The sequence below is a fragment of the Wolbachia endosymbiont (group B) of Melanostoma mellinum genome, from assembly GCF_947251465.1.
Classification (GTDB): domain Bacteria; phylum Pseudomonadota; class Alphaproteobacteria; order Rickettsiales; family Anaplasmataceae; genus Wolbachia.
Genome location: NZ_OX366366.1, coordinates 1,701,347 through 1,726,667, shown reverse-complemented (window position 1 = coordinate 1,726,667; position 25,321 = coordinate 1,701,347). Strand labels below are relative to the sequence as shown.

The 25,321-nt window shown below is 34.6% G+C and carries 19 protein-coding genes, 1 tRNA gene and 1 pseudogene; 11 read left to right on the top strand and 10 right to left on the bottom strand.

All coding sequences use genetic code 11. From position 1 onward, the window contains the following. Positions 1-61 precede the first annotated feature (61 nt). The 7 genes from rpsD to dnaQ all read left to right on the top strand — a co-directional run bounded on the left by rpsD (position 62) and on the right by dnaQ (position 4,295). Entirely contained in the window at positions 62-676 is a 615-nt protein-coding gene (gene rpsD / locus OPR42_RS08040) for a 30S ribosomal protein S4 (RefSeq protein ID WP_265042273.1), read from the top strand. Between the two features lie 10 nt (positions 677-686). Beyond that, a tRNA-Leu gene (locus OPR42_RS08035) sits at positions 687-773 on the top strand. A 20-nt stretch (positions 774-793) separates the two neighbouring features. Next, complete coding sequence (gene iscX / locus OPR42_RS08030; protein ID WP_007302643.1) at positions 794-988, top strand: Fe-S cluster assembly protein IscX; 195 nt, start codon at positions 794-796, stop codon at positions 986-988. A gap of 267 nt (positions 989-1,255) precedes the next feature. After that, a complete protein-coding gene (locus tag OPR42_RS08025) occupies positions 1,256-1,579 on the top strand; it encodes a DUF721 domain-containing protein (RefSeq protein ID WP_006012687.1) in 324 nt (107 codons plus the stop codon). Between the two features lie 54 nt (positions 1,580-1,633). Continuing rightward, a complete protein-coding gene (rpmB, locus tag OPR42_RS08020) occupies positions 1,634-1,948 on the top strand; it encodes a 50S ribosomal protein L28 (RefSeq protein WP_006012685.1) in 315 nt (104 codons plus the stop codon). After that, a complete protein-coding gene (lipA, locus tag OPR42_RS08015) occupies positions 1,941-2,804 on the top strand; it encodes a lipoyl synthase (RefSeq protein WP_265042272.1) in 864 nt (287 codons plus the stop codon). Before rpmB ends, lipA begins: the two co-directional genes overlap by 8 nt. Before the next feature lie 831 nt (positions 2,805-3,635). Continuing rightward, positions 3,636-4,295: a DNA polymerase III subunit epsilon gene (gene dnaQ / locus OPR42_RS08010; protein WP_372436136.1), complete on the top strand. Its 660-nt coding sequence runs from the start codon at positions 3,636-3,638 to the stop codon at positions 4,293-4,295. 80 nt (positions 4,296-4,375) lie between these two features. On the opposite strand, the gene OPR42_RS08005 is transcribed toward dnaQ, so the two are convergent. From OPR42_RS08005 to OPR42_RS07975, 7 genes are all read right to left on the bottom strand, one after another. Beyond that, positions 4,376-5,203, bottom strand: coding sequence for a hypothetical protein (locus OPR42_RS08005; RefSeq protein ID WP_265042271.1), 828 nt, complete (start codon positions 5,201-5,203; stop codon positions 4,376-4,378). A 91-nt stretch (positions 5,204-5,294) separates the two neighbouring features. Beyond that, entirely contained in the window at positions 5,295-6,443 is a 1,149-nt protein-coding gene (locus tag OPR42_RS08000; RefSeq protein WP_265042270.1) for a hypothetical protein, read from the bottom strand. 88 nt (positions 6,444-6,531) lie between these two features. Beyond that, positions 6,532-9,711 carry a glycoside hydrolase/phage tail family protein gene (locus OPR42_RS07995; RefSeq protein WP_265042269.1) on the bottom strand — a complete coding sequence of 1,060 codons (3,180 nt, stop codon included), beginning with the start codon at positions 9,709-9,711 and terminating at the stop codon, positions 6,532-6,534. Between the two features lie 165 nt (positions 9,712-9,876). Next, positions 9,877-11,229, bottom strand: a complete 1,353-nt coding sequence (gene tnpC, locus OPR42_RS07990) for an IS66 family transposase (RefSeq protein WP_265042338.1) — start codon at positions 11,227-11,229, stop codon at positions 9,877-9,879. Between the two features lie 383 nt (positions 11,230-11,612). Next, positions 11,613-12,413, bottom strand: a complete 801-nt coding sequence (locus tag OPR42_RS07985) for a baseplate assembly protein (RefSeq protein ID WP_265042268.1) — start codon at positions 12,411-12,413, stop codon at positions 11,613-11,615. Positions 12,414-12,415: 2 nt separating this feature from the next. After that, positions 12,416-12,751, bottom strand: a complete 336-nt coding sequence (locus OPR42_RS07980; RefSeq protein WP_265042389.1) for a GPW/gp25 family protein — start codon at positions 12,749-12,751, stop codon at positions 12,416-12,418. A gap of 7 nt (positions 12,752-12,758) precedes the next feature. Next, positions 12,759-13,862: a PDDEXK nuclease domain-containing protein gene (locus OPR42_RS07975; RefSeq protein ID WP_265032153.1), complete on the bottom strand. Its 1,104-nt coding sequence runs from the start codon at positions 13,860-13,862 to the stop codon at positions 12,759-12,761. Between the two features lie 263 nt (positions 13,863-14,125). On the opposite strand from OPR42_RS07975, the gene OPR42_RS07970 reads away from it, so the two are divergent. Then, the gene (locus tag OPR42_RS07970; RefSeq protein ID WP_264336326.1) at positions 14,126-15,070 is read left to right on the top strand and encodes an IS110 family RNA-guided transposase; all 945 of its coding nucleotides are present in this window, start codon (positions 14,126-14,128) and stop codon (positions 15,068-15,070) included. Positions 15,071-15,316: 246 nt separating this feature from the next. Here the strand turns inward: OPR42_RS07970 and OPR42_RS07965 are convergent. Then, a pseudogene (locus tag OPR42_RS07965) lies at positions 15,317-16,150 on the bottom strand (phage portal protein); the annotation flags it as partial. A gap of 105 nt (positions 16,151-16,255) precedes the next feature. On the opposite strand from OPR42_RS07965, the gene tnpC (OPR42_RS07960) reads away from it, so the two are divergent. The 3 genes from tnpC (OPR42_RS07960) (at position 16,256) to tnpC (OPR42_RS07950) (ending at position 20,585) form a co-directional block, all read left to right on the top strand. After that, the gene (gene tnpC / locus OPR42_RS07960; protein ID WP_265042338.1) at positions 16,256-17,608 is read left to right on the top strand and encodes an IS66 family transposase; all 1,353 of its coding nucleotides are present in this window, start codon (positions 16,256-16,258) and stop codon (positions 17,606-17,608) included. A gap of 134 nt (positions 17,609-17,742) precedes the next feature. After that, positions 17,743-19,095, top strand: a complete 1,353-nt coding sequence (gene tnpC / locus OPR42_RS07955; RefSeq protein WP_264330462.1) for an IS66 family transposase — start codon at positions 17,743-17,745, stop codon at positions 19,093-19,095. A gap of 137 nt (positions 19,096-19,232) precedes the next feature. Further along, positions 19,233-20,585 (top strand): IS66 family transposase, encoded by a 1,353-nt coding sequence (tnpC, locus tag OPR42_RS07950; RefSeq protein ID WP_264330462.1) that lies wholly within the window; start codon positions 19,233-19,235, stop codon positions 20,583-20,585. A 586-nt stretch (positions 20,586-21,171) separates the two neighbouring features. Here the strand turns inward: tnpC (OPR42_RS07950) and OPR42_RS07945 are convergent. Both OPR42_RS07945 and OPR42_RS07940 read right to left on the bottom strand, forming a co-directional pair. Next, positions 21,172-22,590 carry an AAA family ATPase gene (locus OPR42_RS07945; protein WP_265042267.1) on the bottom strand — a complete coding sequence of 473 codons (1,419 nt, stop codon included), beginning with the start codon at positions 22,588-22,590 and terminating at the stop codon, positions 21,172-21,174. Positions 22,591-23,476: 886 nt separating this feature from the next. Next, on the bottom strand, positions 23,477-25,318 hold the full coding sequence (locus OPR42_RS07940) for an AAA family ATPase (protein ID WP_265042266.1): 1,842 nt from the start codon (positions 25,316-25,318) through the stop codon (positions 23,477-23,479). Positions 25,319-25,321 lie beyond the last annotated feature (3 nt).

The window sequence follows — 25,321 nt, the reverse complement described above, 5'->3', positions numbered from 1 at the left end:
CAAGTTGACACTTAATGTTAAAATCATTAATAATTTATAGTTAGATTGTGAGAATTTTTGTATGACAACTGTTATCAATAGAAAGTATAGAATCAGTCGCAGGCTTGGTGTAAACTTATGGGGTAGAGCAAAAGATTCGGTCAATAAAAGAAAATACCCTCCAGGTCAGCATGGTATTCTTGGATTTAAGAAGTTATCTGATTTTGGTAAGCAGTTTGCTGCACATAAGAAATTTAAGTTCTACTATGCAATTTCAAGTAAGCAGCTTAGACGTACATTTTTAGATGCCTACAAAAGAAAGGGTTATACGGCTGATAATTTTATTGGTGCCTTGGAATCAAGGTTAAGTTCTGTTTTATATCACTCTGGTTTTGTGCCAACAATTTACTCGGCAAAACAGCTTATATCTCATAAACATGTTACAGTTAATGATAAGGTGGTTAACATATCAAGTTATAGAGTGAAGCCTGGTGATATAATAAAAATAAGGGAAAGAGCAGCAAAAATTCCTATATTAATAGAGGCTGAACAAAAACAAGAACGTAAGGCTCCAGATTATTTAGAGGCAGATAGCAAAGCACTTTCAGTGAAGTATTTGAGAGCGCCTCAATATTCCGAAGTCCCCTATTCAGCAGACATGGAAGTCAATTTAGTAGTAGAATTTTACTCTAGATAAACAACATAAGGCCCGTGTGGCGGAATCGGTAGACGCAGCGGACTTAAAATCCGTGGGTTTTGCGACCTTGGGAGTTCAAGTCTCCCCATGGGCACCAGTTTAATTTATTAAAAAAGTATGAAATGGCTTGATATAGAAGATATTGCAGAAGCTCTAGAAGAGAAATTTCCAAATGAAGATATAATTAGTATTAGATTCACTGAACTTAAAAGAAAAGTCTTGGATTTAGAAGAGTTTGATGATGATGAAAAGTATTGTAATGAAAAAATATTAGAGGCCATTCAAGCAGCTTGGATTGCAGAAAGATCTTAAAAAACAGATAGCTATAAGAAAATTACTGCATACAGTAAAAAGATAATTTTCTTGGAAATACTATACTTTACCCGAATTTTAATTAGCTTCATAATAATTTAACAAATTAAAATTAAAAATGATTACAAGGTAGGAAACACAAAATTCTGGCAAATGCTAGATATACAAATACTGCTTTTTATGTGTGAGGCCGAGGATTATGAAAACAATAAGTTAGTTTTTTGTATAAGAAAGTTGTAATATAATTTAATTTTAAGCACTGGAAAGATGTTTAAATATAGCGGGCCAAAGAAATTAAAATCTATAATAGAAAACTATGCATTAAAATGCATGAAAAATAAGATCAGCAAAAATGAAATACGTCTTATTTTAAACTGGAAAAGTATAGTTGGAGAGGAATTAGCAGAATGTACAAAACCACAAAAGATCTCATACGCACAAAACGTAAATTCTGGTGTTCTGCATCTGTTAGTAACAAATGGCAGTAAAGCATTAGAAATGCAGCATATGGTTTCTCTTGTAATAGAAAAAATTACAGTGTTTTTTGGCTATAAAGCAGTATACGGTATAAAAATCAAGCAAGGGAGTTGACTATTTAACTATATCAGGTTAACCTAGTTACATAGGATAAATTGGTATATTGAAGTGAGTAGAATTTGTGAGTTAACAAATAGAAAAAAGTCTTTTGGTAATAAGGTATCGCATTCAAATCGTAAAACAAAGCGTACCTTTCTCTTAAATTTACATAAAGTTACATTGACGAGTAATATATTAGACAAAAAGTTTAGCTTTCGTATAGCGACAAGAACTTTAAGAACTATAGATTACAAAGGTGATCTTGATGCTTTCTTGCTCAACACAAAAACAATTAAACTAAGTAAAGAAGCGCAAAAGATAAAAAGAAGATTAAAGAAAGTTTTAGCAAAACAAGAGGTAGAGCTAGCTGTTTCAAATGCATAGTAAGCCTACATGGCTCAGAGCAAAAGCTCCAGCTGGTAAAGTATTCAATGAAACCTTAAATACTGTTAAGCTACATAACTTACATACAGTATGCGAAGAAGCTGCGTGTCCAAATATTGGTGAATGTTGGAATAAACGTCATGCTACTGTGATGATTCTCGGTTTTGTTTGTACTCGTGCTTGTGCGTTTTGCAACGTTGCAACTGGCATTCCTGATAAGCTCGATCCTCATGAACCAGAAAATTTAGCAAAAGCAATAAAAAAGTTAAATTTAAAGCACGTTGTCATTACCTCTGTTGACCGTGACGATTTACCAGATGGTGGTGCAAATCAGTTTATAAGGTGTATAGAAGAAATTAGAAAGATAACTTCGGAAACAACAATAGAGATCCTCACTCCTGATTTTTTAAATAAGAAAGGAGCGTTTGAAGCAATAGCTATTGCATCACCTGATGTTTATAACCACAACATCGAAACAGTACCAAGGCTGTATGCAAAAATAAGACCAAGAGCTCGTTATTTTCATTCACTATATTTGCTAAAGATGGTGAAACAGATTAATCCTAAACTTTTCACGAAGTCAGGGCTTATGGTTGGTCTTGGAGAAACAAAAGAAGAAATCTTTCAGGTTATGGATGATTTACGTAGCGCCGAAGTTGATTTCATTACAATTGGTCAATATCTGCAACCAACTCCAAAGCATGCAAAAATTGATAGATATGTTACTCCAGAAGAGTTTGAGCATTATAAATATATTGCTTATTCTAAAGGCTTCTTGGTAGTTGCATCAAGTCCATTAACCCGTTCATCATATCACGCTGAAGAAGATTTTAACAGGCTCAAGTCCTGTAATTGACATCTCGATTTTATTGTCCCAAATTTGGGACAATAAGTCAGGAAAGCTTAGTGTGTTGCCCTGGGCTTAACTTTTTACTTAGCTGATCACAAAAAGTATGAATTTTACAGCACCTAAACCAGCTGTTTAAGATCTTATATAAGCAATTGACAGCTACTGAGATGCCAGCTAAAATATTTACATAGTATATTAACATAGGGTAAGGTGAACTTTAGTGACTATGTACATGACAAAATTTTAACAATATCAGATATAAGTGCTAAGATTGATGTAAGAGATCTAGTAAACTTTCTAAAGAATAAAAAAGATATTAACGAGCTTAATTTAATAAATGTAGAGATTGATAGTAAAGATGTAAAAGAGTTAGGTAAACTTACACATCTTACTTCGCTTACTCTAAGGAACAATAAACTTGGTTTTGAAGGTGCAGGATATATAGGTAAAAGCAATCTAAAAAACCTTACTTTACTTGAAATAAGTAATAACAATATTGGAGACATAGGTTTTGCATTTTTGATTGGCAGCAAACGTCTCCCAAATCTTACTTTATTAAATGTAGAAAACAACAACATTGTTGGAGTGTGGCGCCACCACTATGGAGGAGATATAGCACTCAAAAATCTCACCTCACTTTATGTAGAAGGTAACGGTAAAAAATTCTTAAATGATAAAGAAGTTATCCTTGATAGTATAAAAAAAAGCTCAATAACCGAAGCGCCTGGACACTCTAGAGTAAAAGATGGTGAAGGTGCTACAAAAAAATTAGTAGCTAAAAGAAAAAAAACGATACAAGCTACCAATAGTCAGTCAGATCCTAGTAGTAGGTTAAGTATAGAACTTTCCAAACAAGATGGGCTGCGTGAAATAGTACTTGACACTGAAACTACAGGTCTTGATGTCAATAGCCATCGAATTATCGAAATAGGGTGTGTAGAACTAATTAATCATATTCCAACAGGCAAAGTATTCCATCGATACATCAACCCAGAAAGGAGCATAGACAAAGGTGCATTTAAAGTTCACGGTATCAGCGAAGAATTTCTAAAGGATAAGCCATTATTTTCAGAGATTGCATCTGAATTTCTTAATTTTATATCTAGCGATACTTTGGTAATTCACAATGCTGGATTTGACATTAAATTTTTGAACATGGAACTTGGTAAACTGAATGCCAAATTAATCTCTTCAGACAGAGTGTTAGATACATTACCGCTTGCAAGAAAGAAATTTGGACCACCGGCTTCTTTAAGTGCATTGTGTGAGCGTTTTGGTATATCACTAGAGAGTAGGGAGTTACATGGAGCGCTAATTGACGCTGAGTTGCTAGCAAAAGTATATGTTGAGCGATTACAAACTCCTTTGGATCGATGTCAGCATGCAGTACGTAACTTATCTCTTAGAGGACACTTGCCAAGTAATGAAGAAGTTAGTGAGCAGTTAGATGAGATTAACGTATCTGTTCATGAGGGAGTAGTAGATAGAAGATTGTAAAAACGCCTTTTGCTTTCAGTAGCGAAATTATTCTCTCAATGAATGTGTTTTCTAGCTTTAAAAATGCGAATCTCAATATCTTATCTTGAATTACTTAACTGTTGGTTCAAGTTTAAGTTCTTATCATGGTATGTATTTACATCTTTTAACACTTTAAGTGGTTCACCTAGACTATGTTCCACTTTTGTCTCAAAATTACATCCTAAATTCTCACAAAATTCTTGAAAACGTTCAGTAGCAATATCAAAAAAATTTCTACCACTTGCTTTATGATTTTTCAGCTCTTTCGGAATAGTAATAAGCACTTTACCATCTTCATATGTTACATTTCGACCCTTACATTTTAGTTTAAATTCTACTGAACTGCAAAAACCTGGTGTTTTAATATCATTAACAAGATCACTGCTGCACACCTTTATACAATCCATGCTAAAATTAAATTTTAGACAATTGGAGTCACGGCAATCCATACTATAAGTTATTGTTATGCTAGAATCTAACACAAGCAAGCCAAATGGAGAAAGAGCCTTTAATATATGAAGAAACAGAAAATGATTATACCCTTCTTGATGATAGTTAGTTATCAATTCTTCCATGATAGAGTCACTCGGAACTTCTGCACCAGCATATTCAAATATTTTTATGAAAATTTGCTTAAGAAATGGACTATAGTTCTTTCTTCCATTCTCATCTTCTAAAATGAGATCTTTATGTTTTGAATATAGCTTCTCAATAAGCTCATTAGGCACTTCTTTCTCATTAATAGTAAGGTTGTGTGATCTACCAAGGTCAATATATGTGTTGTAACCAGAGTTCCAACAATCTGATTTTATTGGCACAGATTTTAAATCAGCATACTTGAGCTTTTCCACTTCAGATTTTAATGCATTAACTATTTTTTTTGCCATATTATTCCCTCTATCACATAGATTAATACTAGTATTATATTTTATTGACTGTCAATTATTTAGAACCTTTGCTTTAAAGGACTTTCTATCTTTAACAACTGTTATGCAAGCGCATTGCTACCCTGTCTACTTCTGCTTCTTCTAGCTTGTTATCTACTCGTTCATGGTATAGATCTTTTCCCTTCATCCAGGATAGGTCACCATTTATTGTACAAACGTAATTGCCATTGTTCTTTTCGAAAAAAAATAGCCCTAGTTTGCTTTCGTCTTGACCGATCAATTCATTACGGACTACTTCCACGGTATAAAATTGACCTAAATTTAAACCTATTTCACGATACCTAGAATAATGACAGACTAGCGGATCATATAGTTCTCTTATCTTACCATTTCTTAGATCAACTATTTTGTGCTCTATCTTATCTAATTCCTCTATAACACTCTTCCCTTTTTTCTTCGCTTCATCATCTAACAGCTGTTTCTCTCCCAACCCTTTATAAATAGCAAAAAACCGTAGTTTTTCTTTTTTCACAAAATTAGATAAACGCTCTGCTAACTCATAGCACATTTTTTCTTGACTCAGTATTGCGCTTTTATATTGAGATAAAATATTAATCGCTATATGTGGACAACTTACTGCAATCAGATCATTATTTAAATCCGTTTTAATAATTTTGCCGGTCTCTTGATTAACATGTGCAGTAACTTGCCCTAATAAAATTCCCTCAGGAATTGTTATATCCTTCCCTATATGAGAGTCAATGGCTTTTAAAGAATCAAAATCTATATATATCCCACCTTCGTGTCCTGTAAACTGCTTTAAGAGTGCCAGAGCAACTAATCTAAAAGTATCTATTTCAACAGCAAAGTATGTTCTTTGTTCATCTGTCATGTTATACATATCTCTAAAGAAATCTTTGATACTAGTATCTTTACCATCTATCTTCCATCCTTGATCTATTTCGCTCCAGTCATACTGATGCAAGTCTATAACATGTACTCCTTCAATTCCTTTCAGTTTACATTTTAAATCATCTATTTGATTTTCTTTGAATCCAGGACCGTTGATAATCAAATATATATCCCTCTCTTCTTTATTTATTAATTTATGATTTTTTATTATATCTAAGTAATTAAGGTCACTGTTTTTACCATCTGGTAAAGATGCACCATGTACTCTTGACACCCATGTTAGTATTATTGGCGCTTCATTTGATAATTTTTTTACATTACCGATCATTATTTTACCTTACTATATTGCTATGTTTATAATATAGTAGATTTTTTAATAAAATGCAAGTAGACATTAAGATTTCACTTACGCTCTCTCAGTTTACAATTTTTGTTTCCGTATTATCTAATGAATCACCGTAAGTGACTGCCTTAAGATAAAACTTTCTCCCTTTTTGCACTTCAAAAGAAATTATTGAATCATCAAGTAGAATAAATTTTTCACCTGAGGTGTGTTCATATTTCTTAGTACCCTCTTGTTCTCTAATTAGGTCACTAAGCTTATATTTGTTTTTACCTATAAGCTCAGCATTTTGGAATTTTATTATCTCTTTGCCAACGAGTGCTGATGCAGTTGCATCCAGCTTGCCAAAGCGTAATACTACTACAATTTCCTCATTGCTAGATTCCATTATATATCCGTAAGTAGATTGTATATTTGCACTTGCGATAGGCTTATAATCTTTATCATCATACGAAATAAAAAGTGTTTCTCCTTTCCAACCTTCCTCTTCACTAATTAAAGTAAAACTTGCGATATTACCTTTAATATGCGGTAAATCTATCATTTCTACGATAGATTTACTGACGCGAGAAGGAGGGTATTCTTTAAGCATAAGTGATCTTGTTGAAGGAAAGGAGAGCTTGTATATAGAGGGATCATAACCAACTCCCATTACTTGAATGGACATGCTTTCAAACTTTGTTTTTATAATTCTCATCGTATGTCTTTTCTCGCCATCTGAAATTGCTATGACATCACTTGGTAAAAGCCATGCATATTTTATCGGGAGCTTAAAGTTGTATACATTTCTCTCTTGCCACGAAGAATAAAGTAAAACTTCAGCTATATTTTGCGCCTCCCCTTCCTCCATAATGAGAGGTATTTCAACTGTTGCAGCATTGCCCTGCTTTGGCAGTTCAGCATATTTCACATCAATTGGATAGCCAAAATTGCGGTTAAAATAGACAACATTGACTTTACTATTTAAATCTAGCTGACTAATATTAACAAGTTTTGCAACGTTATTGGTAACCATCTCGCCAATTGGTATTTCAGTTTTCACTCCCCTGCCCTTTTGAATAAATTTCAGTTTTGAGTTCTGTTCAACCACATCAAAAAAATAGCACCTTCGCAGCATTTTAATAATTGAGCGTACGGGTTGCTGATCATTTATTACATACCCAGATAGTAATCCTTTAACATCACTTGTATCAAACTGATCGCCTTTGAGACCTACCTTTTGCAACAGATCAGACAAAACATCGGAAACATTAAGTTGTGAAATTTTTCCCTGAATCCAGTGCCCTGTTTGCCAATTATGGCAGTCAGTCCACATATCACACAAGTTGGGAAAATAAGGAAATGGCCTTGCATCCCACGCCCAGAGGAACATTTTCTCCACCATTTCTGAGCTTTGCCACTTTTTTAATGTTCCTTCGATTGCAGTTTTCTGCGAAAGAAAGCTCACCTCTCCGTTTGAGTATCGTGGATATTTACTCTCTATACTACCTTTATCAACAAACACATTGGGCTCATTAGTGCAGCCGTTCATACTGGGAAATCCATATTCGGTAAACCATATTTTCTTCATTTTTGGTTGCCATTTTGTTTTACTACCACCTGGATTTACATGAACTTCACTCCACCATTTCTCGATATTTTTCCACGCATATTCGCTGTCATTATACTTTATTTTCTCAGGATCACTTTTTGAGTAATCGTAAAAATAATCATACCCTACTCCACTGCTCCAACCACCCGTTACATCTTTAGCGGAATAGCCAAAAGGAGGTTCTGGACCATCGGTGAGTGGAAAATAAGCATCTATGCCAATAACATCGATGAACTGTGAAGACCAAAGTTCATCCATATTATACCAACCATCATATGAATGATATTCGCTCCAATCGGCAGCGTAAGTTACGTTTACTTCTTTTCCAAGCTGAAGTTTTACTTGCTTTGCAACTTTAACTAGCTCTGCTACTGCAGGATAGTTACCCTCTACATCTTTTACTCTGGTAAGCTGAGCAAACTCAGACCCGATTATAAACCCTTCCACTTTAGTTTGTTTGGCAATGCTCGTGTAATGCTCTATGAATTTGTTGTACTGATTCTCAAAAAAATCACTTATATCCTGAGGAGTACCGCTCAATTTTCCTCGCCACTCTTTGTTTTTTGTGTCAAGCAAGAGCATTGGATAGAGCATCACCTTATAACCTCTGCTATGCAGCTCTTCTATATATCTTATTAGTGCTGCATCGCTAACTGTACCACCATACCTTGGATTACCATCATCATCCTTTGAAATGAGCTGGGCATTATCTCTGGTTATATTTCCCACTTGCCAATCATCAGGCACTATCGCAGAATCATCTTGAAATTCAACTGCAGGATATATTTTACAATCTTTGATATTTAAACTGCTTGCAAACCAATTAACCACTACCGATGCCCATTCAACATTTGGTAAACTTTCCTTCAATTGGTCTAAAGAAAGCATAGCATCGCTCTTTTTTGTGTGATTATTGTGATTTACTCTTTGTGCCGGTCCATAGGGAATATATTGGCTACTGCTTATTCTTTCTCGCGCAATTTTCTTCTGTATTTTCGTATCATACACAAACTCACCTGAACCTGGTATGATATTGATATTCCGAATATTCTTTGCCACTGAAAATCCACTTGATTTTAATGCAGTTTGCACTTCAAATGTAAACACCGGGACGCGATTGTTATAGTCCGTTAGAGGGAAATTTTTGATAACTATATAAGATATTCCTCTATAAGCTGGCAGACTCTTCTCACCTTCAATTGATGACATAGGGTTCTGGTCTTCTCTGCCGTGGTAAAAAGTATAGTCTATTTCATCAAAACTAAGCGATTTTGTATTCGCCCAGATCCTATTTAATTTTTCCACTTTCCCCTTGCAGATTGCAATTGCAAGCGTTGCATAGTAGTTGTACGCAACATTTATACCTCTTCCGATTTTGGTAGTTATCGCCTCCTCTTTTATTGGCTGTGACCAAATAATGTTCCCTGCAACACGAGCAGTGCCATAGATAATTGGAATTGCTTTGCCATAAGTTGAGGTTTGAACTTGCAGATTTTTCAGCCTCGCCCCATGCGTTATCTTTTGCTCGGCACCAAGACCAAATATTGCATTATCAAGCTGTGCACCAAGCAGAGCACCGAGTTCTGAGCCAACAATCTGGCCAATTGGCCCAAAAATACTGCCCGCTTTACTTAAAATTGATGATAAAATTATTGTAGACATAATGTCCTCCTTTTTAATTGATAGATTTTTTTGAATTGTTGAGTTAGCAAATGTCAGTAGCTGATATTGGAGAAAAGGGGCTGATGCTTTTGTACTCTATAATGATGTCATCCAAGTAGCTGACACCCTTTTAGAAGTTCAATGGTATCCGTTCAGAGGTGTGGTTTAAGAAACAACAGCTAGCAGGTTTTGAAAAGGGTTTAATTCCTTTTGTTTCCAAGTCAGATACAACGAAATTATCCGCTCAAGAAATCTATTCCCTCGCTCTGACTGTGCAAAATATGAATTCTTACGATAGACAACATAATGCCGTATCTGTCGCTCAACATGGTTATTCGTTAATGGAATATTCTCTGGGTCATCCAAAAATGTCCACATCATTGACTCGGATTTTATAATACCCTTTACCGTTCGTGAAGCTCCTTTTGCTTCAAGTATATAAGATATTTTTATCATGCAGTACTGTATGTATCTTCGTAATTCTTTAGCTTGCTTAGTGAACTTTGAAATACTAATTTCATTTTCTGACAAAGCGTTTTTTAATACAAACAATCCATTAGCTGCGTCTTTTAAACAATGGCTAAGTCTCATTACTTCACTATTCCAACTATGAGATAACCTCTCGAAATTTCTCAATAAGTGAGCCCAACAAATTTGTCGTTTTTCATCACTGAAGTGGTTGTAAACTGCATATCTGTCAGTAATTACCAGGTTTTTGTAATCACAAAATGCACTATTCTTTAAAAATTTCATTCCTCTTGTATCTGCTAACTTCATAAGACTTGCTTTATTGTTGGCAAACATCCAGCACCATCCCAATTTGCCTTTGTTGTAGTGACTGGTTTCATCAATATGCAAAATTTCGCTTGCTTTTATTTCTTCCTCTATTTGTTCATAGGCTTCTTTACATTTTGACGAAACCCTTGCTTCACTATTGGACACACTACCAACACTTATACTCATGTTAAAGATGTCTTTCATAATATTCGCTATTTCTCGCTTTGAATTCTTATAAAACCCACTTAGTGATGCAACTACTGACTTAACTCTAGGACCAAAGGTATCCGGTGTAACTCCTTCTGGTAATTTGCTACTCCTTCTTTTTCCGCATTTACGACAGCGACCATGTTCTAATTGATACTCAACTACGTAAGGCTTAATTTCTGGTAAATCAACTTTTTGATAGACATATGGTTTTTCCGATATTGCGATTTCTTCACCACACTCGCATCTATTTGGTAACTCTACCTTCACCACCTCATCTGCTTCCATTTTAGCTCGGCAATTCCCCTTATGTCCAACTTGACCACCTATCTTCCTGCCGCCCTCTGACTTATCTTCTGGTGTGTCTTTTTTTATTTTGTACAGCTCTTTTGAACTTGGTAAAGATGAATTCCTTGAGTTTAAGCCGAGTCTCTCTCTTAGTTCAGCATTCTCTATTTCTAAGATTTTATTTTTTTCTTCAAGCTTTGCTACTTTCTGCTCTAAGTTTTTACATAACTCTACAATACTGATCAACAATTGAAGCATCTAGCCTTACTTTACTATCAACATTTTGTGTTATTACTACTTTAATATATTATGTCAATTGTTTTTTATCCTTGCCACACCTCTGAACGGATACTTGTCTTTTCTTTCAAGTTGCTTTAATTTCCTTTATTTAGGTAGCTTATGAGTAACCAAGAGATCGTTGCAGAAAAATAAAGATGTTCTTAATATCGAAAACACTTTCCATAATAGATGTTAATGTCAGAGGGTTAATTTGACCATATTATCCATACTTTAAAAAACAAGTTACAACTTCTGGAAGAAAATCAATACTTTCTTCTTCCTAACATTGGATCCAGTAAACCACTTATTGCACGCAATCCCCTCACTGGCACAAAACAAAAAAATACGTTTTAAATCCTATCTAACTTGACATGGCCAAGCACTGCACACTCATTCCCCAATACTACAACATCCTCTTTTGGCTCGATTAATTCTACGTTTTCTACACCATCTACAAATAAATTGGCTATTATCCATGATCTTGTAACATTCCATCCCAGCCTTCTATTTGCTTCAAACTTCTCAATAAACTGCTTCTTGATTTCCTCCTTCGATATTACAGGACTTATGCTCATTCTGCTGTGAATATCTATTTCCGTAATATTGCAACCAATTACTGTTATCGTATCTGTTAAAACCCTTATATCATCTCTAGTAACCTGCTTTTTTACAATTTCTAGTAGCTCTTCTGACACTATGCCAGTTGTGGATAATTGTGTTGATAAGATTGAAATTTGTACTTTCCCTGGTATAGTTGATTCCACTAGTGCATCTTTTACTCTACTATCTGCTGACAGTGCATGATATCGATAGTGTTCTTTGCTTCCACACGTGCTTGAGCCCACTATTTTTGCTTTAATTCTTTTTCTAAATCGTTCATCATCTTCTTCTTTCTGCCTCTCTACTCCATAAAATTCAGCCAAATTATCAAGATCTTCTCCCCTTGCAAATTTCAGTAAATTACTCTTTACTGCTTCGTTCATCCTTTGTCTGAGCAAAAGTTCTCGCCAGGCTGCTACCTCCAGAATCTTTATCGCTGGATCGGATTCTACTAACGCTGAAAAGGTTTCATCTCTACACACTAACTCCTCCTTCATTCTGGAAAAGATTTCCTCATAGCTTAGTTTTTCAATAATATTAGATGTCTGCATTTCTAAACAACTATTCCACTAATACCTATGAATTTGCCTTCTGAAAGATACATACCTTCAAGTACAAGAGTCATTTTTCCTTCTTTAGCTTCAGCAATCTTTACTTTTTCTAACTTAAATCTCTTCTCAAATTTCCCCAGTGCTTCTGCTGTTGCTGCATAGATTTCCAAAGTTAAATCTCTATTTATTGGCTTATCTACTAATTCAAATAGTCTTGACCCATAATCTCTCTTCATTATTCTACTGTTAATAGGAGTGGTCAGTATATCAATTATCGACTGCTTTAAGTGCTCTATTCCTTCAAGAGCTTTTCCCGTTTTAGCATCCATTCCTCGCATATATTTTTCATGGCTCTGACTGAATACTTGCATGTTTTTCACGTGCTATAGAAATAGCCTTTCTTAACTTCTTTTCAAGAATTTCTTTAGAAGGAAGCTGTGTTAAATACTGTGCAACATGAATATTAGAGCCTTCGAGTTCAAGATATTCTATATCCTCTTGATCCTTATCAGCACATAAAATAATCCCTAACGGTTTTTCTTCACCTGCTTTTCGTTCATTTTTATCTAACCAATTTAAATACCATTCCATCTGTCCTTTATAAGCTGGTTCAAAGCGACCTATTTTTAGTTCTATTGCTATAAGGCGTTTTAATCCTCTGTGAAAAAATAGCAGGTCCAAATACCTGTCAGTTGTTTTAGTACTCATCCTTTTTTGACGTGTTACAAAACAAAAATCATTCCCAAACTCTTGTAAAAACTTTGTCAATTCATCCAAGATTATATTTTCTAGATCAGTCTCACTATAACTTGATGGCAATTCCATGAAGCTAAGGAAGTATGGGTCATGAAAAATGAATTCTGGTGCTAACATATTTTCTTCACGTAAATTTTTTATACTCCTTCTTATGAAATCTTCAGGTTTTTTTGCTAGTGCTGTACGTTCATACAACATAGTATCGATTTTACTACGTAGTGCCCTAACACTCCACCTTTCAATACGACACATTTCTATATAATAATTACGCTTCAGCTCATCAGAAATTGCAATAATTTCTACAAAATGTGACCAACTCAATTGTTGTGACAGTGTCGCGACAATCTCTTGATCAGGAAAGAATTTAGAAAATTGCACCATACGAAATAATGACGCTCTATCAAACCCACGTCCATATTTAATCTGAAGTTCTTTTGCAAGTTGGGAGATGATTTGCTTCCCATAATCTGCGCGTTTGTGCTTTAGAATATCTTGATCAATTCTGGAGCCAATTTCCCAGTTTAACAATACTAGAGTAGAGTTGAATTGAACAGAAAGATGATTCTTTGCTCTATCTATTAAATTACTAATGTCTCCTAATAGGCTAATAGTTATATCCATGTTCATAACTTTATTTTTGGTAAGTATAGCAGATGGTTTATTTTTATCCTGAAAAAACATTACTACTACCACTTATTACTTTAGAACCACAAGATATTGAATCTCCAACTCTTTGTAAGTTAAAAATATGATATAAAGGAGATAAGAGGGAAGATAACCCTACTCACTATAGGAATAGAGTTATCACGGGCGTGTGCGACCGACCAACTGTTGGTATTATAACCGTTCGGATCAAGGTACACTAGCCCATCTCTCGATACGTTTGAATAGTTGCATGGGACATATGTATGCACCCGTTTACAATCTTAAATTAATTAAAACTAATCGAGGTTATTATGATTACATCTTATCAAAATTTTATTGGCATTGATATTGGAAAATTTAAAAATGTTGTTGCAGTTCACAAACAGAAGAACGCTGTCGAATTCGACAATGATACTGCTGGCTGGCAACAATTGTTTCAAGATTTTTCAAATATCTTACCTAATTCTTTAGTAACTCTGGAAAACACTGGAAAATATGAGCTTGGCTTAGCACATTTTCTTGTTGATAAAGATATTGCTGTACATCGAGCTAATACTCGCAAAGTAAAAAGCTTTGTTCTATCTCATGGAACTTTAGCAAAGTCTGATCAATCAGATGCAAGAGCCCTTGCTCAGTATGGGTTTGAACGCTATAGTACTCTATCTCTATTTGCACCTATGTCAAAAGAACAAACAACCTTAGTTGCACTTTGTCAACGTCGTGATGACATTACAAAAATGAGAGCTCAAGAGAAATCTAGGCTTGCAGCACCTGAAAACGACCATATAAAAGAAAGCTGTCAGAAAACTATTGAATTCTTTAATAGCCAGATAGATGAGCTCAACAATACCATACAAAAAATTATTGATGAGAATCCAGAGTTACAAAAGCGCCAAAAAATCCTTAAAACAGTTCCAGGAATAGGTGCAAAATTATCTCAAGATTTTCTGTGTCTAATGCCAGAACTTGGTTATGTAAGTAGGGGAGAAATTGCAAGTCTTGCTGGAGTTGCACCTCATCCGAAAGAAAGTGGTAAAACTATTGGTTATCGCAGAATAAGTGGTGGCAGAAGCAACGTTCGTGAAAAGCTTTTTACAGCTGCGATGTCTGCTTCAAGGTCTAAGTCTGCGCTTGGTGCCTTCTATTCAAGGCTTGTTGGTAAAGGTAAAAAGAAGATGGTGGCTATGACAGCTCTAATGCGTAAAATCATAGTAATTGCCAATGCGAGGCTTAAAGAAGCAGTCAATGTGAATTAAAAAAATCTGCATAGAAAATAGGTTAACGAATATGTGGATAAATACGTCTACACACATTTAAAGTATTTATACACATATTCGTTAACCATAAGATCTAAGCAGTAACTGTTGTTTGATACAAAATTTTTCTATGATTAAGTTAGGGTTTTTATTGTCAAAAATGCACTTTTTACTCGAATAAAAAACAAAATTACAAACAAAAGTTGTAATGAAACTAAATTCAAAAAATTTTAAAAAACATAGTTGATCTGACGGTTCTGAAAATTTTATGTCTTCTCCTGGGTCTAAAAGCTGCATTGTTCCTGGCTCTAAACCAGATAGTGCTACTCCTTGCTCATTACTTTCACCTTCTCCTAAAATATTTGCCTCAGGATCGAGTCTCGTAATAAACCCTGCAAACATCGCTGCTGTCTTTTTTCTCACTAATTCTGCATCATCATATTGATCAAGTTCATAGAGCTTTAGCAGTATATTAGAAAGCCAAGGCTCCCCTCTGATTTGCCCAGGCCTTAATGGTCTATAAATATGTAAAACGTCGTTTGCTGGCACTCTTACTGACTCTCCAAAGGTACTTTCACCAGGGTGTTCTTTAAATAGGTAATATGCTTCTCTTTGCCCAAGCCTGTTAAACTCAATCCCGTTTCTTATTACATTACCATTTCCTAAAGTTTGATTTGTTTTATTATCTAAATGTTCAGACTCAAGTACTTGCAGTTGTAATGGCACAGAAAATCTATCTTCCAGCTTTCTCGTTCTTAAACGTACAAAACATTCTCCTCCCTCTATCATACTTCTGCATACTAGAGCTTGTAATCCATAAAAATCACTTATTCCACAGCTATCTGCTTCATCTGTCCATTTTAGCCATAATTCTTGCACTTTCTTTCTAAATTCTGCATTCTTTGCTTTTGATTGCGGTTTTATTCCTGTTCCAATAGAGTTACTTACTATTGTATCAATGATATTTGCTGCATATGGATTTTTTCTTACCATATCCCGAGAGCGGCTACGTAAGTGCCCAAGGCTCTGAGAAAGTAAATTATTTATGCTTCCTAACTCTGGTTGAAAGTGAAAAAATCGTATCCGTTCAGAGGTGTGGCAAGGATAAAAAACAATTGACATAATATATTAAAGTAGTAATAACACAAAATGTTGATAGTAAAGTAAGGCTAGATGCTTCAATTGTTGATCAGTATTGTAGAGTTATGTAAAAACTTAGAGCAGAAAGTAGCAAAGCTTGAAGAAAAAAATAAAATCTTAGAAATAGAGAATGCTGAACTAAGAGAGAGACTCGGCTTAAACTCAAGGAATTCATCTTTACCAAGTTCAAAAGAGCTGTACAAAATAAAAAAAGACACACCAGAAGATAAGTCAGAGGGCGGCAGGAAGATAGGTGGTCAAGTTGGACATAAGGGGAATTGCCGAGCTAAAATGGAAGCAGATGAGGTGGTGAAGGTAGAGTTACCAAATAGATGCGAGTGTGGTGAAGAAATCGCAATATCGGAAAAACCATATGTCTATCAAAAAGTTGATTTACCAGAAATTAAGCCTTACGTAGTTGAGTATCAATTAGAACATGGTCGCTGTCGTAAATGCGGAAAAAGAAGGAGTAGCAAATTACCAGAAGGAGTTACACCGGATACCTTTGGTCCTAGAGTTAAGTCAGTAGTTGCATCACTAAGTGGGTTTTATAAGAATTCAAAGCGAGAAATAGCGAATATTATGAAAGACATCTTTAACATGAGTATAAGTGTTGGTAGTGTGTCCAATAGTGAAGCAAGGGTTTCGTCAAAATGTAAAGAAGCCTATGAACAAATAGAGGAAGAAATAAAAGCAAGCGAAATTTTGCATATTGATGAAACCAGTCACTACAACAAAGGCAAATTGGGATGGTGCTGGATGTTTGCCAACAATAAAGCAAGTCTTATGAAGTTAGCAGATACAAGAGGAATGAAATTTTTAAAGAATAGTGCATTTTGTGATTACAAAAACCTGGTAATTACTGACAGATATGCAGTTTACAACCACTTCAGTGATGAAAAACGACAAATTTGTTGGGCTCACTTATTGAGAAATTTCGAGAGGTTATCTCATAGTTGGAATAGTGAAGTAATGAGACTTAGCCATTGTTTAAAAGACGCAGCTAATGGATTGTTTGTATTAAAAAACGCTTTGTCAGAAAATGAAATTAGTATTTCAAAGTTCACTAAGCAAGCTAAAGAATTACGAAGATACATACAGTACTGCATGATAAAAATATCTTATATACTTGAAGCAAAAGGAGCTTCACGAACGGTAAAGGGTATTATAAAATCCGAGTCAATGATGTGGACATTTTTGGATGACCCAGAGAATATTCCATTAACGAATAACCATGTTGAGCGACAGATACGGCATTATGTTGTCTATCGTAAGAATTCATATTTTGCACAGTCAGAGCGAGGGAATAGATTTCTTGAGCGGATAATTTCGTTGTATCTGACTTGGAAACAAAAGGAATTAAACCCTTTTCAAAACCTGCTAGCTGTTGTTTCTTAAACCACACCTCTGAACGGATACTTTTATTGTATCCGTTCAGAGGTGTGGCAAGGATAAAAAACAATTGACATAATATATTAAAGTAGTAATAACACAAAATGTTGATAGTAAAGTAAGGCTAGATGCTTCAATTGTTGATCAGTATTGTAGAGTTATGTAAAAACTTAGAGCAGAAAGTAGCAAAGCTTGAAGAAAAAAATAAAATCTTAGAAATAGAGAATGCTGAACTAAGAGAGAGACTCGGCTTAAACTCAAGGAATTCATCTTTACCAAGTTCAAAAGAGCTGTACAAAATAAAAAAAGACACACCAGAAGATAAGTCAGAGGGCGGCAGGAAGATAGGTGGTCAAGTTGGACATAAGGGGAATTGCCGAGCTAAAATGGAAGCAGATGAGGTGGTGAAGGTAGAGTTACCAAATAGATGCGAGTGTGGTGAAGAAATCGCAATATCGGAAAAACCATATGTCTATCAAAAAGTTGATTTACCAGAAATTAAGCCTTACGTAGTTGAGTATCAATTAGAACATGGTCGCTGTCGTAAATGCGGAAAAAGAAGGAGTAGCAAATTACCAGAAGGAGTTACACCGGATACCTTTGGTCCTAGAGTTAAGTCAGTAGTTGCATCACTAAGTGGGTTTTATAAGAATTCAAAGCGAGAAATAGCGAATATTATGAAAGACATCTTTAACATGAGTATAAGTGTTGGTAGTGTGTCCAATAGTGAAGCAAGGGTTTCGTCAAAATGTAAAGAAGCCTATGAACAAATAGAGGAAGAAATAAAAGCAAGCGAAATTTTGCATATTGATGAAACCAGTCACTACAACAAAGGCAAATTGGGATGGTGCTGGATGTTTGCCAACAATAAAGCAAGTCTTATGAAGTTAGCAGATACAAGAGGAATGAAATTTTTAAAGAATAGTGCATTTTGTGATTACAAAAACCTGGTAATTACTGACAGATATGCAGTTTACAACCACTTCAGTGATGAAAAACGACAAATTTGTTGGGCTCACTTATTGAGAAATTTCGAGAGGTTATCTCATAGTTGGAATAGTGAAGTAATGAGACTTGGCCATTGTTTAAAAGACGCAGCTAATGGATTGTTTGTATTAAAAAACGCTTTGTCAGAAAATGAAATTAGTATTTCAAAGTTCACTAAGCAAGCTAAAGAATTACGAAGATACATACAGTACTGCATGATAAAAATATCTTATATACTTGAAGCAAAAGGAGCTTCACGAACGGTAAAGGGTATTATAAAATCCGAGTCAATGATGTGGACATTTTTGGATGACCCAGAGAATATTCCATTAACGAATAACCATGTTGAGCGACAGATACGGCATTATGTTGTCTATCGTAAGAATTCATATTTTGCACAGTCAGAGCGAGGGAATAGATTTCTTGAGCGGATAATTTCGTTGTATCTGACTTGGAAACAAAAGGAATTAAACCCTTTTCAAAACCTGCTAGCTGTTGTTTCTTAAACCACACCTCTGAACGGATACCTTTTATTTGGTATCCGTTCAGAGGTGTGGCAAGGATAAAAAACAATTGACATAATATATTAAAGTAGTAATAACACAAAATGTTGATAGTAAAGTAAGGCTAGATGCTTCAATTGTTGATCAGTATTGTAGAGTTATGTAAAAACTTAGAGCAGAAAGTAGCAAAGCTTGAAGAAAAAAATAAAATCTTAGAAATAGAGAATGCTGAACTAAGAGAGAGACTCGGCTTAAACTCAAGGAATTCATCTTTACCAAGTTCAAAAGAGCTGTACAAAATAAAAAAAGACACACCAGAAGATAAGTCAGAGGGCGGCAGGAAGATAGGTGGTCAAGTTGGACATAAGGGGAATTGCCGAGCTAAAATGGAAGCAGATGAGGTGGTGAAGGTAGAGTTACCAAATAGATGCGAGTGTGGTGAAGAAATCGCAATATCGGAAAAACCATATGTCTATCAAAAAGTTGATTTACCAGAAATTAAGCCTTACGTAGTTGAGTATCAATTAGAACATGGTCGCTGTCGTAAATGCGGAAAAAGAAGGAGTAGCAAATTACCAGAAGGAGTTACACCGGATACCTTTGGTCCTAGAGTTAAGTCAGTAGTTGCATCACTAAGTGGGTTTTATAAGAATTCAAAGCGAGAAATAGCGAATATTATGAAAGACATCTTTAACATGAGTATAAGTGTTGGTAGTGTGTCCAATAGTGAAGCAAGGGTTTCGTCAAAATGTAAAGAAGCCTATGAACAAATAGAGGAAGAAATAAAAGCAAGCGAAATTTTGCATATTGATGAAACCAGTCACTACAACAAAGGCAAATTGGGATGGTGCTGGATGTTTGCCAACAATAAAGCAAGTCTTATGAAGTTAGCAGATACAAGAGGAATGAAATTTTTAAAGAATAGTGCATTTTGTGATTACAAAAACCTGGTAATTACTGACAGATATGCAGTTTACAACCACTTCAGTGATGAAAAACGACAAATTTGTTGGGCTCACTTATTGAGAAATTTCGAGAGGTTATCTCATAGTTGGAATAGTGAAGTAATGAGACTTGGCCATTGTTTAAAAGACGCAGCTAATGGATTGTTTGTATTAAAAAACGCTTTGTCAGAAAATGAAATTAGTATTTCAAAGTTCACTAAGCAAGCTAAAGAATTACGAAGATACATACAGTACTGCATGATAAAAATATCTTATATACTTGAAGCAAAAGGAGCTTCACGAACGGTAAAGGGTATTATAAAATCCGAGTCAATGATGTGGACATTTTTGGATGACCCAGAGAATATTCCATTAACGAATAACCATGTTGAGCGACAGATACGGCATTATGTTGTCTATCGTAAGAATTCATATTTTGCACAGTCAGAGCGAGGGAATAGATTTCTTGAGCGGATAATTTCGTTGTATCTGACTTGGAAACAAAAGGAATTAAACCCTTTTCAAAACCTGCTAGCTGTTGTTTCTTAAACCACACCTCTGAACGGATACTTTATTTGAGTTTAAAGGCTATTATAGACGTTCTTTGGTGAGCAGTGATAGTTTTTTCCCTAAAGCCATATCTAGCTTTAAAACACAGTTTTTGCCTTATTTAAAAAAATATAAATTCTCAATTACGTAAAAGCCTAGATTTCTTTTGCTTTCTGTTTTCCAACTTTTCTGTTTGAAGCACATCTACACTCAATGCCCCTATACTAAATATATACCGGATTTCTTACTACTTTTTCCGGGATTTTTTGAAAAAAAGTTAAAATAATTTTAAATTACCAAAAGAATTAAAGAGAGCCTAAACTTTAAGAACCCACTAAACGTAAGTCCGACCTCCTAGACACCTTACTATTTGAGTTGAGAGGAGACTACACGAGCTTTTGATCCCCCTATCTAGATCATCAATAACGCTATAATAGCCCTTTAAATGGTTTAAAGAATTATGTTGCAGCAGAGAGATTGTTTTGGCTCCATCCCCTTTTTGTAAAGCTAAAGATACTAATGTTAGCAAACTCTATGAATTTAAGAATAACTGTAGAAACTACCATTGTTTAAGTCAGGAAAAATATTACTTACAATTTAATAATTTTCCAAAATCAATTATGTTTGAAAAGTAATCACTATCTATAACATCATCACTTACATCATTGACGTGGATAAGGACTGGACGACATGAAAAGCCTTTTGGACGATTTAGTGCATCTATTTTCTTTTGTACCTCTTGTATTATTGAATGACCAATTTTATCTTTTGAAAATTTGATTTCGCAAATGTAGAGAGTGTTAAACTTCGTTTGAATCATATAATCAATTTGACAACCTGCACTATTACGCGTTCTTTTCTGAAAAAATGGATTCTCGCTTATTATTCCATCAATTCCTAAGATATTATGTATACTCTTTCTATTGTTCAGCACCAAATTTTCAAATTGAAGCCCAATAATTGTATACCACTCTGGTAAGAACCCTATAGAATAGGTGTCACGACTAATTTTTCCTAGATCTTTTTCGATATATTTTAGATAAAACCTTAAATAATTATCTTGAAGTCTGTACCTCCTGAGTCGTGAATCAGTACCCGTTTTTATACTCCAAGTATGATCCTTTGCAATAAAACCAGCAAGCTCAAGTTCATACAGATACTCAGAAATGCGTCCATGTCTTACGATATTTAAAGTAGCACAAATTTCTTCTTGTTCTTTAGCTCCAGTAGAAAGAGCTCTGACTATTTGCTTATAAAAAGCCGTTTTTCGCATGAATAAATCTGAGAATATTTGATTAAATTCTTCAACTAAAAACCCACCTTTTGTAAAACAAAGCCTTTTAATATTTTCTTCAGCGCTATGCTTAAAATTTACCTCTTCTAAATACTTTGGAATTCCGCCAGTTACTGCAAGCACCTTGAACTTTTCATATGCTGAAATATTTTTTGGCCAAAATTCGTTGCAATCAGAAAGTGATAATTCTCCGAGTGTTAAAGTTAACGATATTCTTCCTACGAAGCCAGTACTACTAAGTATATTTTTCTCGATCCATGATGAAGCTGATCCACAAATAACGAAAATTAGTTTGTTATTATTTTTTAGCTGTGTATCCCAAAAATTTTTTATTTTGCCTAAAAAGGTTGGATCCTTTGAGCCCATCCAAGAAATCTCATCAAATAACAATAGTATTTTCCCTGATAGTAGACGTTCACCAACTGCCCATAGTAAATCGCTCCAGTCATCATACCTAGCAAAAGATGTATTAAATTGTCTAGCAACTTGTCTAGAAAATTCATTAAGTTGGTAGGACATTGTAGTATGCTTTTCTGGTGGCAAACCTATAAAGGAGTAATATTGTTCAAAATACTTACCAAACTCTTGAATTAAACGACTTTTTCCTATACGACGCCTTCCTTTGACTACTACAAAAGATGCAGTATTTTTTTCTGTAAGCTCCAGTAGTTGTTTTAACTCAGTTTGCCTACCAATAAATGATGGAGACATAAAATACGAAATATAAATCTTTGTCTCCGTTATACTAGATAAAATTGGAGACGTAAATAAATAAATTTAGATCTTTGTCTCCATCTTGAACTATTGAGAGGGTTTTGTAGCTTATGTTTATGGCAGCAACTTTTTTCCTTTAGCTTCATTTACAAATTATTTATAGAGATTACCTAAAGACTCAACTTAAGAATTTTAGATAAAAGTCGTTATATCTCAATAAGACCTCCAAAACCAGCTCTTGTTTCACCTAAATTACAAAAACTTTTCACTTTTTTGAAAAAAATGTTTTACAACGAATAAAAAGCGTGATAGGGTACAATAAGGGTTTTTTTATAACAAGTAAAACTTTAAAGCAAGAAATAATTTAGAAATGCCTCATAATCGAGTTTTAAGCTACCCTACGTGAGTAACTTAGGTCTTGGTGGTATAATTGTACCCTGAGGTTGTAGAATCGCTTTAAAATCCAATTACGGTTCATTTGTTTTTTCTGAGCATTGTCTTTCATTTCTTTTATCAGATAATTTTGAAAGAGAGCTTTATACGTATCCATAGCTTATTATTGTAGACTGGTTAGTAACCGAACAGAGTAGTATGTTTTAAAGTCATACTACTATATTATTATTATATAATAATAGGAAATTTTGGAAACTGGAGACTGGTCAAAACTCCTCAATACTCCTAAGCTTTTTGCCACCTAAACCAGATTACAGCTCAGAAATCTGTCAACCATTAAACCATTGAAAATCTAGCATTTTTTTACTACCAGAAAGTACCAGATCTCATAAACTGCACCAGATTCTGCCAAGACTGAAGAGTTCTGGAGTCTGAAATAATCAATATACTTCGTAAGTAACCTTATTACTGTAAATGATATAGAAGAGATCTAATTATAGTAAAGCCAAATGTTTGAATCTTCAACTGGCATAATACTGCCATATTCTGGCGATTTATAATCGGTTGGTAAAATCTTCTCATATACTGTAATATCCTTATTTAGTTGGTTTGTAACTTTCTTTTCCATATCTTCAACACAAAGTATCCCATACTTACTTCTTTCAGCATTTTTATCATTCCTGTTAAACTTAATGTAACCTTTTGCAGCAAGAACATCAATGCGTTCACGAATGGAGTTTTTACTACCAAGACCTGCTTTATTTTCAAATACCTCACAGAATGTATTGATTGTATATACTTTCCCTCTATTTCTCGCCTCGTCGTAAATTAATTGCAGTATAATATCATATCTACGAGAACGCTCTGCATCTAATTTTTGTCCATAATCTTTATGTATCAGTCTCTGTGACTCATAATCAAGTATTTGCCAGCAGTTATCGATTTTATCAACACATTTTGATGGAATAGCATGACCATTACGTAATTCAAACATCAGTTGACGACTACTTTGCCGTTCATCTGGCTTAAACATTATCATTCCTGTAGTATAAAAGCTTCTTAACGAACCAGCACCACTGAAACTCTGAAAAGGATCTTCTTCTAATGATTTCTTTTGCATCTTCTTCGTGTGATGTACTAAAATGACTCCTGCATTCGGATTAACTAACGCTCTCAATTTTTCAACTCTTTCTTGCAGGAAAAATAGCATAGCATTGTTATCATTTTCACTACTGTTCTCGCCAGCATCAAAAACGTTACGTAGTGGATCAATAGCTATAATATCAACTGTATTTGAATCAAATGATTTTTTTATTTCATCAAGAACTTCATCTATACTATTATCATTTAAGAGTAGCTTTGTTTGAGGTGTAATGACTAAGTTATCCAAAGCAATCTCAAGCAGTTCTTCATTGATTTTTAGTTGCTGTAGACGTTCACGCATATAGTGGTAGCCAATTTCAGTTTGAAGATAAAAGATTCTTAAAGGCCTTTTAGGTACCATATCAAGAAATTGAACTCCTGCTGCCATGTAAATTAGCCAAGAAATTAAAAAGTCACTTTTTCCTACTTTAGGTGCTCCAGCAAACACTAAAAGTCCACTTGGAGTTAAAATTCGAGGAGCAACTATATCTTCTGGCATCGGTGATTTATCGTTAAAGTATTGCCTTGCAGAAAATGAAATCAAACTTTTTGTACTTAGAGTATTAGTAGTAAGTGCAGTTGAAGCTAAAAATTCTTTAACATTTATTCCTTCCTCTACACAATCAGCAGCATCCCAACCTTTTGTTTTATTTTGTGGAATATTAAGAACAACAAGTGATTCAACTCCGATTTCTAAAAGCTTTTCTTCAGCATTTTTTGCGTATTTCTTACCTGCTTCATCATTATCTGGCCATATAATAATGTGTTTACCTTTTAGCGGAGTCCAATCAGTTTTCTCAATAGGTGCATTTGCTCCAGACATCGCTGTTGTTGCAGTTATTCCCTTCTCTATCAGCGCTTCTGCACATTTTTCCCCTTCCACCAGAACAATTTTATCAGACTTTAAGATTTCTGGAATATTATATAGAGGCCTTATTTCTGGTGATGCAAACTTAGATTGTTTGATATCAAAAGGCTTGTATACTTTTTTCTTTCCAGGAGGATCAGAACGATAAACTTTTACAATCACCTGACCATTTTCATCATAATAATTCCAACTTTGGGTAATGAATTTCTCAAAGTCTTCATCAACATATTGTTTCTCTCTGTATTTTTTATTATTTCCGAGCCATTCACTTATTGAAGCCATTACCTCAGGAAACTCTGTCCTTGCATTCTTTCTATGCACAGC